11 protein-coding genes are annotated in these 14,098 nt (G+C 58.2%); 3 read left to right on the top strand and 8 right to left on the bottom strand.

All coding sequences use genetic code 11. The annotated features are described in order from the left end of the window. Nucleotides 1-1,341: 1,341 nt before the first annotated feature. Nucleotides 1,342-2,769: an aldehyde dehydrogenase family protein gene (locus KDX30_RS17090; RefSeq protein WP_231676993.1), complete on the bottom strand. Its 1,428-nt coding sequence runs from the start codon at nucleotides 2,767-2,769 to the stop codon at nucleotides 1,342-1,344. A gap of 148 nt (nucleotides 2,770-2,917) precedes the next feature. Here KDX30_RS17090 and KDX30_RS17085 point away from each other — a divergent pair, with 148 nt between their 5' ends. The 3 genes from KDX30_RS17085 to KDX30_RS17075 all read left to right on the top strand — a co-directional run bounded on the left by KDX30_RS17085 (nucleotide 2,918) and on the right by KDX30_RS17075 (nucleotide 6,069). Further along, complete coding sequence (locus KDX30_RS17085; RefSeq protein ID WP_231676992.1) at nucleotides 2,918-3,865, top strand: LysR family transcriptional regulator; 948 nt, start codon at nucleotides 2,918-2,920, stop codon at nucleotides 3,863-3,865. Nucleotides 3,866-4,006: 141 nt separating this feature from the next. Then, entirely contained in the window at nucleotides 4,007-4,711 is a 705-nt protein-coding gene (locus KDX30_RS17080; protein WP_099268336.1) for an HAD-IA family hydrolase, read from the top strand. Nucleotides 4,712-4,785: 74 nt separating this feature from the next. Next, nucleotides 4,786-6,069 carry an NAD(P)/FAD-dependent oxidoreductase gene (locus tag KDX30_RS17075; protein ID WP_231676991.1) on the top strand — a complete coding sequence of 428 codons (1,284 nt, stop codon included), beginning with the start codon at nucleotides 4,786-4,788 and terminating at the stop codon, nucleotides 6,067-6,069. 170 nt (nucleotides 6,070-6,239) lie between these two features. Here the strand turns inward: KDX30_RS17075 and KDX30_RS17070 are convergent, their stop codons facing one another. From KDX30_RS17070 to KDX30_RS17040, 7 genes are all read right to left on the bottom strand, one after another. Beyond that, complete coding sequence (locus KDX30_RS17070; protein WP_027900155.1) at nucleotides 6,240-6,731, bottom strand: Lrp/AsnC family transcriptional regulator; 492 nt, start codon at nucleotides 6,729-6,731, stop codon at nucleotides 6,240-6,242. 39 nt (nucleotides 6,732-6,770) lie between these two features. Continuing rightward, entirely contained in the window at nucleotides 6,771-7,457 is a 687-nt protein-coding gene (locus tag KDX30_RS17065; RefSeq protein WP_231676990.1) for an HAD family hydrolase, read from the bottom strand. A 109-nt stretch (nucleotides 7,458-7,566) separates the two neighbouring features. Continuing rightward, nucleotides 7,567-8,856 carry a 4-aminobutyrate--2-oxoglutarate transaminase gene (gene gabT / locus KDX30_RS17060; RefSeq protein ID WP_231676989.1) on the bottom strand — a complete coding sequence of 430 codons (1,290 nt, stop codon included), beginning with the start codon at nucleotides 8,854-8,856 and terminating at the stop codon, nucleotides 7,567-7,569. 298 nt (nucleotides 8,857-9,154) lie between these two features. Then, nucleotides 9,155-10,240 (bottom strand): ABC transporter ATP-binding protein, encoded by a 1,086-nt coding sequence (locus KDX30_RS17055; RefSeq protein WP_231671289.1) that lies wholly within the window; start codon nucleotides 10,238-10,240, stop codon nucleotides 9,155-9,157. 130 nt (nucleotides 10,241-10,370) lie between these two features. Then, nucleotides 10,371-11,831 carry an NAD-dependent succinate-semialdehyde dehydrogenase gene (locus KDX30_RS17050; protein ID WP_099269403.1) on the bottom strand — a complete coding sequence of 487 codons (1,461 nt, stop codon included), beginning with the start codon at nucleotides 11,829-11,831 and terminating at the stop codon, nucleotides 10,371-10,373. A gap of 227 nt (nucleotides 11,832-12,058) precedes the next feature. Further along, nucleotides 12,059-12,856 (bottom strand): ABC transporter permease, encoded by a 798-nt coding sequence (locus tag KDX30_RS17045; protein ID WP_027900150.1) that lies wholly within the window; start codon nucleotides 12,854-12,856, stop codon nucleotides 12,059-12,061. Continuing rightward, the gene (locus KDX30_RS17040) at nucleotides 12,857-13,786 is read right to left on the bottom strand and encodes an ABC transporter permease (protein WP_027900149.1); all 930 of its coding nucleotides are present in this window, start codon (nucleotides 13,784-13,786) and stop codon (nucleotides 12,857-12,859) included. It lies immediately after the preceding gene. Nucleotides 13,787-14,098: the final 312 nt, after the last annotated feature.

The raw sequence follows: 14,098 nt of genomic DNA, 5'->3' as shown, positions 1-14,098 counted from the left end.
GCGAATGAATTCGCTGCTACCTTTGACTTGGGCAAGACACAGAATCCGGTAGGACCGAATTCATTCGGGAGGCGGTATTTCAGGCAACACACACAGGCTGCGGATGGCCCTGCCTCTTCGCGAATGAATTCGCTCCCACCGGTAATCTGGGCAAGACGCAGAACCGGTAGGACCGAATTCATTCGGGAGGCGGTATTTCAGGCAACACACAGGCTGCGGATGCCCCGGCCCTATCGCGAATGAATTCGCTGCTACCTTTGAGTTGGGCAAGACATAGAACCCGGTAGGACCGAATTCATTCGGGAGGCGGTATTTCAGGCAATACATTGGCTGCGGATGTACCGGCCTCTTCGCGAATGAATTCGCTCCCACCGGTAATCTGGGCAAGACGCAGAACCCGGTAGGAGCGAATTCATTCGGGAGGCGGTATTTCAGGCAACACACAGGCTGCGGATGCCCCGGCCCTATCGCGAATGAATTCGCTGCTACCTTTGACTTGGGCAAGACACAGAATCCGGTAGGACCGAATTCATTCGGGAGGCGGTATTCAGGCAATACACAGGCTGCGGATGTACCGGCCTCTTCGCGAATGAATTCGCTCCCACCGGTAATCTGGGGAAGACGCAGAACCCTGTGGGACCGAATTCATTCGGGAGGCGGTATTTCAGGCAACACACAGGCCATGGATGTACTGGCCTTTTCGCGAATGAATTCGCTCCTACCGGTAACTCGGGCAAGACGCAGAATCCTGTGGGACCGAATTCATTCGGGAGGCGGTGGTTCAGGCAACACATTGGCTGTGGATGTACTGGCCCTTTCGCGAATGAATTCGCTCCTACCTTTGACCTGGGCAAGACATACAACCCGGTAGGACTGAATTCATTCGGGAGGCGGTATTTCAGGCAATACACAGGCTGCGGATGTACCGGCCCTTTCGCGAATGAATTCGCTCCTACCTTTGATCTGGGTAAGACGCAGAACCCTGTGGGACCGAATTCATTCGGGAGGCGGTATTTCAGGCAACACACAGGCTGTGGATGGCCCGGCCCCTTCGCGAATGAATTCGCTCCTACCTTTGATCTGGGGAAGACGCAGAATCCTGTGGGACCGAATTCATTCGGGAGGCGGTATTTCAGGCAACACACAGGCTGCGGATGTCCCGGCCTCTTCGCGAATGAATTCGCTCCCACCGGTAATCTGGGCAAGACGCAGAACCCTGTGGGACCGAATTCATTCGGGAATGCGGTCTTTCAAAGCACACATTGGCTGCGGATGTACCGGCCTCTTCGCGAATGAATTCGCTCCTACCGGAATTTGAGCCGGCGGGCGATGGTGGGTCCATCAAGGGTAGAAGCCCACAATCGCCTTCGTCTCCAGAAACGCCTCCAGTCCCCACTCGGCATATTCCCGACCATTCCCCGATTGTTTGTAACCGCCAAACGGCGCGCCGGGATTCCAGTCGGGATGGTTGATGTAAACGCCGCCGACTCTTAGCTGCAAAGCAATCTCCCTGGCCCGCTGCAGGTTGGAGGACTGCACGTAACCGGCGAGACCGAACACGCTGTCATTGGCCAGCGCAACCGCGTGTTCATCGTCGTCATAGGCCTGAATCACCAGCACCGGGCCGAAGATTTCCTCCCTGGCAATGGTCATGTCCGGCGTCACTCCGGCGAACACTGTCGGCTTGACGTAGTAGCCACGCTCCAGGCCTTCGGGTCGGCCGAGGCCACCGCAGACCAGTTGCGCACCCTCGTCGATGCCGATGGCGATCATTCGCTGGATGGCCTGGAACTGCCGGTCGCTGATCACCGGTCCCATCGTCGATTGCGGGTCGGCGGGATCGCCAACCTGATGGGCGAGAGCCGCACGCCGGGCGATTTCCACCGCTCGATCATGCAATGAAACAGGCACCAGCATGCGGGTCGGCGCATTGCAGGACTGTCCGCTGTTTCCGAAGCAGCCATTGACCCCAGAGGTCACGGCTTTCTCCAGATCAACATCGTCCAGCAGGATATTCGCCGATTTGCCGCCCAGTTCCTGATGCACACGTTTCACGCCAGGCGCCGCGAGACGCGCGACTTCCACACCCGCACGCGTCGAGCCGGTGAATGAAACCATGTCCACTTCAGGGTGCGCTGCCAGTGCAGCACCCACGGTTGGCCCGTCGCCATTGATCAGGTTGAACACCCCGGCGGGCACACCCGCTTCGTGCATGACTTCAGCAAACAGCAAGGCATTAAGCGGGGCTACTTCACTGGGTTTGAGGATCATCGTGCAACCGGCCGCGAGTGCTGGCGCGACCTTGCAGACGATCTGATTGATGGGCCAGTTCCAGGGTGTAATCAGTGCAACGACCCCCACCGGCTCCAGATTGATCAGCGTATTACCATTGGTTTTCTGAAACGCGAACGTATCCAGCGTGCGCAGCAGTTGTTGCAGATGACGCTTGCCGATACCCGCCTGCCAATCGTACGCAAGTGCCTTGGGTGCACCGACTTCGGCCATGATCGCCTCGGCAATCTCGTCGTAGCGCTGCATGAATACGTCGAGTATCTGTTCGATCAGAACTCTTCTCTCGTTGGGCGTCGTGCGGGCAAATGCCGGAAATGCACGTCGTGCTGCCGAAACTGCTGCGTCCACGTCGGTCTGATTGCCCATGGCTATCTGGCTGAAGGGCTGTTCAGTGGCCGGATTGATGACTGCCAGCTGCGAGTCCCCGGCGGGTGCTATCCAACCACCATCGATATAAAACTTCAGAGCGTTTTCCATAATCAGGCGGGCCTCGTCGGGAAGAGCAGAAAAGGGCGAGTGAGGATCTTGATCGTTGCAAAACACACACTCGGTCGCTCGCAAGAATAAGCATCAATTTCTGCATCCGGCAATTTACTAATAGTTGCTTCAGGCATAAGCTCAGGTCATGTCTAATCTTCGTCGAAAGCTTCCCAGTTCAAGTTCCCTGTTCGTCTTCGAAGCGGCTGCGCGGTGTGGCAGCTTCACCCGGGCGGCGGATGAACTGTGCGTCAGCCAGCCAGCGGTCAGTCGAATGCTTTCCCGTCTTGAGGAGCATCTCGGTGTGCAGCTTTTCGAGCGCACTCGGGGCGGTGCACGACTCACCGAGAGCGGCAGTATTTTGTACCGGCGGGTGCAGGAGGGGTTCAGCACCATCGAGTCGGCGATCAGCGAAATTGAGTCCCGTGCAACGGGCATCGAAACCGTCACGTTGTCCGTTTCAACGGCGTTCACGACCCACTGGTTGATGCCGCGCATGAGCCGCTTCAGTCAGCGATTTCCCAGTGTGGACATGCGATATCAGCTGATGTCTGGCCGAATCGGCGGGCCATTGGTGGATGTCGATCTGGGCATGCGCTACATCGATTCAGGCAGCCTGAAAGCCACGGATATGCTGGTTGTGCCGGAAATAACCTTGCCCGTCTGCAACCCTCAGTATTTCCAGCAGGTCTTGCAGGATGCAGGCAAAAAACAGCCGCCGACGATGATCTGCATGGACAATCAGGATCGGGACTGGACACTGGAATTTGGCTCGTCCGGACGCGTGGAAAATGCCCTGATTTTTTCTGACTATGCGGTGGTCGTGCAGGCTGCCTTGTTGGGGCAGGGGATGGCGCTGGGCTGGTTAACGGTCGTCTCGAACAGCCTGGTCAAAGGCGAGTTGGTGCCCGCCGCCGAACAGGTTCATGTCACACAGCGTCGGTGTTGTCTGGTGACTCCAGCGAATCGTCCGGTGCGCCCGGTGGTCGAAAGTGTTCGTGACTGGATCATCGAAGAGATGCGTGCCGACGTCGCAAAAGTGGACGCGCTTTACCCTCATTTGGGGCTGTCGGCACTTCTCCACTCGGGTCGTTGAGATCAGGTGTGCCGCACAGCGTGGAAAAACCGTAGGTTATGCTTCAAGGTCCGTGAAAAACGGAATATTTCATGAGGGAAGCAGGCTGATAATGGGTCAACCAGCTTGCTCTACCCCCATGAATATCTTGCGGAGCGCCCTATGTCATTCAAGCAGTTCAAAGCCCTGACGTTCGATGTCGTCGGCACCCTCATTGATTTTGAAGCAGGCATTCTCGCTCATGTTCGTGAGGTGGCGGGCGAAGCGGGTAAAGCCCACAGCGATGACGATATTCTCAAAGCTTATCGCGAGGCTCGTGCACAGACCGATTCAGGCTGGTGGCCGGATGACCTGGAGCGCTGCTACCACGTCATCGCCTCGAAACTGGGGCTGCCGGACAGCGACGAATACGCCAAAGGCCTGAGCCTTGCCGTGAAGAACTTCCCGGCGTTCCCCGATTCGATTGAAGCGCTGAAGCGTCTGCGCAAGCATTTCAAACTGGTCGCGACCACCAACTCGCAGATCTGGGCGCTGGATTTCATGGCCAAAACGCTGGAGGAACCGTTTGATGTGCGGGTGACCGTTGACGACGTACGCTTTGAAAAGCCTGATCCACAGTTTTTTGCCTACACCCGAGGCGTGCTGGCGACTCAAGGCATCCTGTTCGAAAACATCCTGCACGTCGCGCAGAGTCAATACCATGACATTGGCGTAGCGATGCGTCTGGGCTATCAAACCTGCTGGATCGAACGCCGTTTCGCGCAAAAGGGCACCGGGGGCACGCTTGAGTCTGATCGCGTGGAACCGCATTACCACTTCACTTCGCTGGCGCAGTTGGCGGACGCGGTCGAGAAAGAGCTGGGTTGACTGACGCTGGGTGACGACTCTGGCGCTCTGGCCTTGCTGCGAGCGCCTTTTCTCTTTTTAGCTGGATGTTCGCCATGACTGTTCAGAGCCTGTGGGCGGCCACTGCCCAGCCTTCTCCCGCGCTGCAATCCCTTGAAGGCGATCGCCAGTGCGACGTGGTGATCGTCGGTGCCGGTTACACCGGTTTGGCTGCGGCGCATCACATTGCGCTTGGCGGTCGCGAACCGTTGATTGTCGAGGCCAATACCCTCGCCTGGGGCGCCAGTGGGCGTAACGGCGGGGTAGTTTCGCCCAAGTTTCGGGTAGGCTTTCCAACGCTGATGGAGCGTTTTGGTCGTGACACGGCCTTGCAGATGTATCGCACAGGTTATGCGGCAGTGGACAGCCTGGTGGAAATGGTCGAAAGCCTTGGCCTGTCAGGGGCCCAACTCAACATGGGCGGTCACATTGCTGCTGCGCACAACGTTCATGCGTTAGGCGGGCTTGAGTCCACGGCAAACTGGATCAAGCGGGAAACCGGTGGCTCGTCGTCGCTGATGATCAGCGCCGAGCAGGTTCGTGAAGCCACCGGGTCGACGATTTTTACCGGCGGCTTGCTGACACCCAAAGCAGGCGGCATTCACCCCCTTAATTACGCCCGTGGCATCGCGCAAAGCTTGATTGATCGCGGCGTGAAGTTGTACATCAACAGCCCTGCGAACCAGGTGCGTCATGAGGCCGGCCGCGTTATCGTCATGACCCCGCAAGGGCGAATCAGCGCCCGGCAGGTGATCTACGCCACCAATGGTTATTCCGACCAGACCCGGGTCACTGACACCCTGCATCGACGCTTGATTCCGTTTCGCAGTGCGATCATCGCGACTCAAAAGCTTCCCGCTGATGTACTGGCGCGGATCATGCCGGGCGGTCAGGTGTGCGGTGATACCAAGCGCATGTTGCGCTGGTTCAGGGTTGTCGGCGACCGGCTGATTTTTGGGGGGCGGGGTGCGTTTGGCAAGAACGATTCCGAGAGCGCCTTCCGTACCTTGCAGCGCAGCATGGGTGAGGTATTTCCGATACTGCGTGATTACCAGGTTGATTTTCGCTGGTCCGGCCTGGTTGCCATGACGCTGGACTATCTGCCTCATGCCGGGCAACTGGATGAACGTAGCTTCTACTCGATTGGTTACAACGGCGGCGGGGTCGCCATGTCGACGTACATGGGCGGGCAGTTGGCGAAAATGACGTCCGGAGAGAAGTTCGACCTGGGTTTGCTTTGCGGTGATAAATTCAAACCCATTCCCATGCATGCGTTCCGCGCTCCCGGCGTACGCCTGGCGGCAGGATGGCAGCAATTCCTTGATGTGATTGGCCGGTGATCATTCCACCAGGCTATCTGCCTCAAACATTGGATCTGTAGGAGCTGCCGAAGGCTGCAATGGCGGTGCATCAGAATGAATGCTTCGCAGCCTTCGGCAGCTCCTACAGAAAAAGCATTCCAGATCGGATGGTGCAATTTTGTTTACCAGGAGTCACCGAGTCTTGTGTGTCAAACCGCCCTGACCAGACTCCGCAGCGGCACGGTGCTTTTCACCACCGGTGATTTGATCACGATGTAGCTGAAGTACTTCTCGATCCCGATGTTCTTGTCGAGGATCGATTCCATCAATTCCTGGTAGTGCTGGATGCTGCTGCACAGGAAGCGCACCAGATAATCGTAGCCGCCGCTGATCAAATGACATTCCAGCACTTCGTCGATGTTGCGGATGCTGGATTCGAATTTCACGAAGTCGCCACGTTTGTGGTCGGAGAGGGTGACTTCGGTAAACACAGTGACCGAGTTGGCGAACTTGGCGAGATTGACGTGGGCCTCGTAGCCGCTGATGTAACCGGCCGACTCAAGACGTTTGACCCGCTGCAAACAAGGACTGGGGGACAGACCGACGGCTTCGGCGAGGCTGACGTTGGTCATTCGCCCGTCTTTCTGCAATTGGACCAGGATGTTGATGTCGATACGATCGAGCTTCGTTGCAGCGTCCATGGTTCAGTCCTCGCCATTTCAAAATCCAGACTGCCCACCTCAGGCGTGCAGTGCTTTTTGATGCGCGTGGACGAGGTCTGCCAGGCTGGCGTATTCACAGCGCTTGCCATCCAGTGCCTGCGGTGAGTGATTCCACGGCTGGATATGACCCCGTCGCAACGTACATACCGGGAAATCCACCCGCTCGTTCCACGGGTCGTCCACCTCGGTACTGCGCACCGGTAACAATTCTGATCGCTCCAGTTCCAGCTGGAGTAACGCGGCGTCCAGGCTCGTGTGCCAGTCGGTATCAACGGGCTCGATGACGGCATCGAACGTCACCGGCAACCGGCTGGTCAGCGAGCTCACGTTGATGCCGTGAGGTGGGGCAATCAGTATCAAACGGTAGAACTTGCTCAGGTACTGCAAGGCACCTGGAACATCTTCGAATATGGGCCAGTGGTCAGAGGAGCTACTGAAAGCAACACTCTGATCCCAGTCAGGAATGGTATGCAATTGGTGAGCCAGACGTTGGTACAACTGGCCGTGAAAAGCGCTCGGGCTGCTTGCTGGTCCACTGCTGATCAGCAGGTCGGCGGTCTGTCGGTAGGCGCTGAGCAATTGTTCGTCACTGATCGCCGGATTGCCTTGCACTGCCAGCGGTCGAAGCCCCTCAAGAATGCCCCGTTCTCGATCAACCAGTGTTCCAAAGGAAAAACCCAATGCCTTGTACTGGGTGACTTTCATGATTCGCTCCTGAGTAACAGCTGTCGGTTCCATCATGTTCCGCACCCGTGTTCCGAACCCAGGCCCTGCGCTGCATGAACAGGCCGGGCCAGGTCTTGCCGCGCGTGCCTCAGCAGGCCGCAGCCAGTGCGGTATCGAGCATCTGCAAAGCTTCGGCCACTTGTTCCGGGGTTGTCACCAGCGGCGCGAGGAATCGCACCACGTTACGGTGTACGCCGCACTTGATGACCAGCAGGCCGGCGTTGCGCGCGCCATCGATAACCTTTTGCGCCAGCGCAGCGTCCGGGCTTTGCTTGTCGCCGGCTGCCACCATTTCAATGGCCAGCATGAAGCCAAGGCCTCTTACGTCACCGATACGCGGGTAACGTGCCTGCAAGGCCAGCAAACCTTCATGCAACTGGGTGGAGAGTTTCGCGCCCTGAGCCAGCAGATCCTGCTCTTTGAAAAGGTCCAGTACTGCCAGTGCCGCAGCACAAGCCACCGCGTTGCCGCCATAGGTGCCGCCCAGGCCACCCGGTGTCGGCGCATCCATGATCTCGGCACGGCCGACAACACCGGATAGCGGCATACCGCCCGCCAGGCTTTTCGCAACGGTCACCAGATCAGGTTTGATGCCCGAGTGCTGGAAGCCGAACATTGTGCCGGTACGCCCAAAGCCGGTCTGGATTTCATCGAGGATCAGCACGATGCCGTGTTGAGTGCAGCGTGCCCGCAAGGCCTGGAGAAATTCGCTGGAGGCCGCAATGAAACCACCATCACCCTGAACCGGCTCGATAAGGATTGCCGCAACCCGGTCAGGTGCGACATCGGTGGCGAAGAGTTCATCCAGCTCGGCCAGCGCGTCATCGCTGCTGATCCCGCGATAAGGGTTTGGGTAGGTGGCGTGGTAGATCTCGGCCGGGAAGGGGCCGAAATTCTGTTTGTAGGGCTGGCTCATGCCGGTCAGGGTCACACCGAGCAGGGTCCGGCCATGGAAGCCGCCCCGAAAGGAAATCACCGCGGTGCGATTGGTGTGGCTGCGAGCGATCTTGATCGCGTTTTCCACCGCTTCGGCACCCGAGGTAAACAGGATGCTTTTGTAGTGCTCTTCGCCGCCAATCAGCGTATTCAGGCGCGCGGCGACTTCGATGTAGCTTTCGTAGGCCGCGACCTGAAAACTGGCATGAGAAATTTCACCGACCTGACGCCGTACCGCATCGACAACCTTAGGGTGGTTATGGCCAACGTTGAGTACGCCGATGCCACCGACGAAATCCAGATAGCGCTTGCCGTCCACATCCCACAGCTGCGCCCCTTCGGCGCGTGCCGCGACAACCGGGTGAGCCGTGATGATGCCGCGCGGGATGTGTTGCTCACGCAGTGCGAGCAACCGTTGGGTTTCAGTCAGTGCAGAATTCATCTCAATCTCCGTGATCGCCGGGGTGGCAGGTGATGTGATCAGGATAAGCACTGGTCGGAACCACAAGCACTGAAGTTGCCCGGACCAGTGCTGTGATCGACTGTTTTAGGGGGAGGTTGCGACATATTTCACTGTGGGGTGTTGCCGGGGATCCTGCGTGAAGGTCAACCCCCTGTGGGAGCGAATTCATTCGCGAAGAGGATGGTACATTCGGCAGACATTTATCTGCTGGAATGCCGCTTTCGCGAATGAATTCGCTCCCACACAGTCTGCACAGTTCATTGACGAAGATGATGTCTTAACTCATAGCCCGCGGCACAACAATGGTGTCTTCCGGGTGCAAGCGCATCAGCAGCGGAGAGCCAATAGGCGGCAGGCTCAGGTTGCCTTCGTGATGGCTTGGCTGACGCAGGCTGACGGTCGGGCCGCCTTCCAGATCGACGAAGACCTTGAGGCTTTCGCCCTGGAACACGATGTCCGAAACCCGTCCGCGCAAATGATTCCACTCGGGGCCTGAACTGTCGTTGTCCAGCAACAGCTTTTCCGACTGTAACGCGAGGAACACATCCCCCGACGGCGGGATTGGACGGGTTGTACGTAGCGCCGTCGCGCCCAGGTTCAGGCCGCTTTCACTGCGTTGCAACGGGATCAGCGTGCTTTCGCCAATGAAACTGGCGACGAAATCATCGGATGGATGATCGTGCAAGCGACGCGGCGTATCGACTTGTACCAACTGGCCGCCACGCATGATCGCGATACGGTCGCTCATGGTCAGCGCTTCACGCTGGTCGTGGGTCACGTAAATCATTGTTGCGCCGAGGCGTTTGTGCAGGGCGCGCAGCTCAATCTGCATGGTTTCGCGAAGTTGCTTATCGAGCGCGGAAAGGGGTTCGTCCATCAGGATCAATTTGGGTTCGAAGACAATCGCCCGGGCCAGTGCCACCCGTTGTCGCTGGCCGCCGGAAAGCGCTGCGATGGAGCGGTTTTCGTAGCCGCTCAATTCAACCGTTGCCAGCGCCTGTTTCACGCGGCCGAGGCTTTTGGCGGCGCTTTCACCTCTGGCGCGCAGAGGGAAAGCAACGTTTTCGCCCACCGTCATGTGCGGGAACAGCGCGTAGTTCTGAAAGACCACACCGATTTCGCGTTTGTGCGGTGGCATCAGCGTGACGTCGCGCTCGCCAAACAGGATGTTGCCGGAGCTGACCCGGATAAAGCCGCCCAGAATGCTTAGCAATGTGGTTTTGCCCGACCCGGAAGGGCCCAGCAGGGACATGAATTCTCCCGCTTCCACCTTGAGGTTCACGTTGTTCAGCGCCTTCAAACTGCCGTAGTCCTTGCAAACCTGATTGACGCTGACTGATTCAAAACCTTCGGTGAAATTCATGAAGCGTCCTCCTGTGCAGAGCGGGTGTCTGCATCCATCTGAACACAGGCGCTGGCCGTGTTCGTGCCGTTTTGAGCCGCCGGGAAGACAGGATCTGCTGCCCGGCGGTATCCGTGTCCAATGCTGGCCGTCAGTCCAGACCGCCGATATGCCAGGCCTTCACTTCGAGGAATTCGTCCAGGCCGTACTTCGAGCCTTCACGGCCGGTGCCTGACTGCTTCATGCCGCCAAAGGGGGCGACTTCCATGGAAATGATCCCGGTATTCAGACCGACCATACCGAACTCCAGTCGCTCACCTACGCGCCAGGCGCGACGCATGTCCTGGGTGAAGTAATACGCACCGAGGCCATACGGCGTCGCGTTGGCCAGCGCCAGCGCCTCGGCCTCGTCCTTGAAACGGAACAGCGGCGCAACAGGGCCGAACGTTTCTTCGCTGGCCAGCAACATGTCGGCTTTGGCATCGCGCAACACGGTGGGTTGAACGTAAAGGCCATTTCCCTGAGGCGCGCCGCCAATGACTACGCTGGCACCTTTTTCTAGCGCATCGCCGATATGGCGGGCTACTTTGTCGACGGCGGCGGCATTGATCAGCGGGCCAATCGTGACGCCGGTTTCCAGGCCGTCGCCGACTTTAAGATTGGCGACTGCAGCACTCAGGCGCTCGGCAAAACGGTCATAAATACCGTCCTGAACCAGAATCCGGTTGGCGCAGACGCAGGTTTGCCCGGCGTTGCGGAATTTGCTTTGCATGACCCCGGCAATGGCCAGGTCCAGGTCCGCATCATCGAAGACGATAAATGGCGCATTGCCGCCCAGCTCCAGGCTCAGACGTTTGATGGTGCTTGCACACTGACTCATCAACAATTGGCCGACCCGGGTCGAGCCTGTGAATGACAGCTTGCGTACTGCCGGATTGCTGGTCATTTCACCACCGACCCCGGCAGGCAAACCGGTCAACACGTTGAACACGCCGGCCGGGATTCCGGCGCGCTCTGCCAGCACCGCCAGCGCCAGGGCTGACAGAGGCGTCATCTCCGAAGGCTTGACCAATACCGAGCAGCCGGCCGCAAGAGCCGGTGCGCATTTGCGGGTGATCATCGCGTTGGGGAAGTTCCACGGGGTGATCGCCGCGACGACACCGATCGGTTGTTTGAGGACGATGATCCGTCGATCAGCGACGGGTGAAGGAATGGTGTCGCCGTAGATCCGGCGGGCTTCTTCAGCGAACCATTTGACGAAGCTGGCGCCATAGGCGATTTCGCCACGTGACTCAGCGAGGGGCTTGCCTTGCTCGGCGGTCATGATCAGCGCCAGGTCTTCCTGGTTGTCCATGATCAGCTTGAACCAGACTTCAAGAAAACGCGCTCGCTCGGCCGCCGGGACTTCGCGCCAGGACACGAAGCGGGCTTCGGCGGCTTCGATGGCACGGCGGGTTTCAGCGGCTTGCAGGGCTGGCACACGAGCGATAACACTGCCATCGGCGGGGTTGGTCACGTCCAGCGTCGCGCCGTCATCGGCACTGATCCACTCGCCATTGACGTAGGCGCGCTCAACGAGAAGGGAAGGGTCACGCAGGGTATTTTTCAACATGATCAGGGTGCCTTGAGGGTCCGAACGATGGACTCATTTTAAGAATGTCTGCCCGGTGGCCGATGCCGAGATGGCCGCTGGAGCGGGTGGTAGATGCTGAATTTGCGCTGCTGGCGGCAGATGTTGCTAATTCACCATTACCCTTGTAGGAGCTGCCGAAGGCTGCGAGGCGGTGTGTCAGACAAATTGCCTTCGCAGCCTTCGGCAGCTCCTACAAGATGGTGTTGTCAGCTCGGTTTATTGCGCCCCGCGATCACCACTAACAACAGTGAAGCCAGAATCAGGATTGAGCTGATCGCCGCAATCGTCGGGTCGATTTCATCGCGCAGGGCGGTGAACATCCGTTTGGTCAGGGTCTGGTTGTCGCCGCCGGAAATGAACAGCGCCACCACGGTTTCATCCAGCGAAGTGATGAAGGCAAACAGCGTGGCCGAGACCAGGCTTGGCTTGATTTGCGGCAGCGTCACGGCCATGAATGCCCGGAAGCGGTTCATGCCCAGGCTGCGGGCGACCATCTCCTGTGACATGTCGAAATTACGCAATCCGGCCAGCAGGGCGATGATCACGTAGGGCAGTGCCAGCATGATGTGCGCCAGAATCAGCCCGGTCATGGTGCTGATCAGGCCTACCCTGGCGTAGACAAAAAACACTCCGGCGGCGATCAGGATGATTGGCACCATCATCGGCAGCAGCAGAATGATTTGCAGGGTGCGCACCACCTTCAGGCTGGAGCTATTAATCGCGTAAGCGGCAGCCATGCCGATGGGCAGGCTGACCAGAGTTGTGACTGCTGCGGTAATCAGACTGACCCGTGCCGCCGACATCCATTCAGCACTCTCAAAGAACGCTGCATACCAGCGCAGCGACCACTCCTTGGGCGGGAATTGCAGGAAGCGGGCTTCCGAAAACGACATCGGCACCACGATCAGGACCGGCAGGATCAGGTAGAGCAGGATGGCGGCTACCAACACCGTGAAAAGCAAATGGGAGACGCGGACCTGACGCAGATAGGCAACCAGTTTCATTTAGCGCGCTCCCAGAATGCGTTCGATAGGGATGAACTTGTTGATACCCCAGAAAATCAGGAACACCACCAACAACAGCACCAGACCGACCGCACTCGCGGCGCCCCAGGCGTGATAAAGCTCAACGTTGCGCTGGACCAGCATCGATACCAGGATTGTGCGACCACCACCCAGCAGTTCAGGGGTGATAAAGAAGCCCAGGCAGATGACAAAGACCAGAATTGACCCTGCCATGATTCCGGGAGCAGCCATCGGCAAGAACACCCGGCGGAAGGTGTAAAAAGGCTTTGCCCCAAGGCTTTCCGAGGCTTGCATCAGGTCCTGCGGGATTTTTTTCATCACCGAATACAGAGGTAGAACCATGAACGGCAGCATGACGTGCAGGGTGCCGATTACCGTGCCCGTGGTGTTGTGCATCAGGTTCAGCGGTTGATCGATGATGCCCATGTCGATCAACGTCTGGTTGACCAGTCCACGGCGTTGCAGCAGGACCAGCCAGGCATAGGAGCGCACCAGCACGCTGGTCCAGAACGGGATAATCACGCAGATCAGAATCAGGTTTGCCCAGAAGCCATGCAGGCGCGACGCGGCATAGGCGATGGGGAAACCGAGGAAAATCGACAGCACGGTGACAATGAGGCTGATCTTGAAGGTCAGGACAAAGGTGTCCCAGTAGATTCGCTCTTCGAAAATACGGACATAGTTGGCCAGGGAGAAGCCTTCTTCGGTCTGCACCGACTGGAACGCCAGCCAGCACATCGGCAGGATCAGCAGCACCACCACCATGACCAGCGCCGGGGTGAGCAGCAACATCATCGATGTGTTTTCCTTGCGCTCTTCGCGGGCAAGGGCATCGCTATTGGTCAGCGGCGGTTGCTGCTTGTGATTGTCGGATTCGGGCAGGGACTTGGCGAGATAAGCATTGGACATGTTTGTCTCCCGTCACTGGTTCTGGCTGAAGCGCTGGAAGGCGCTCTGCTTGAGTATTGGCATATGAACGACTCCCGAAAAGTGGGGGCAGATGCTGAAAGCGAGTGTGTTGCTGTTCCGGTCGCTCTGCGGGACCGTGCAATTTCCAATGTACCCATATGTCGCCAACGGAAGCCGCTGAAATGCCCTGCGCCAAAGTGCTTTATTGCGTAATGAGGCGGGTAGACGGCATGTCCTGCGTTGAGCGCAGCAAACCTGAATTTGTAAGAGCGCACGAGCACCGCGAGGCCGCGATGGCGTCTTGTCTGATGC

It is taken from the genome of Pseudomonas quasicaspiana (genome assembly GCF_021147825.1).
GTDB lineage: Bacteria > Pseudomonadota > Gammaproteobacteria > Pseudomonadales > Pseudomonadaceae > Aquipseudomonas > Aquipseudomonas quasicaspiana.
This window is presented reverse-complemented; position numbering and strand designations above follow the sequence as displayed.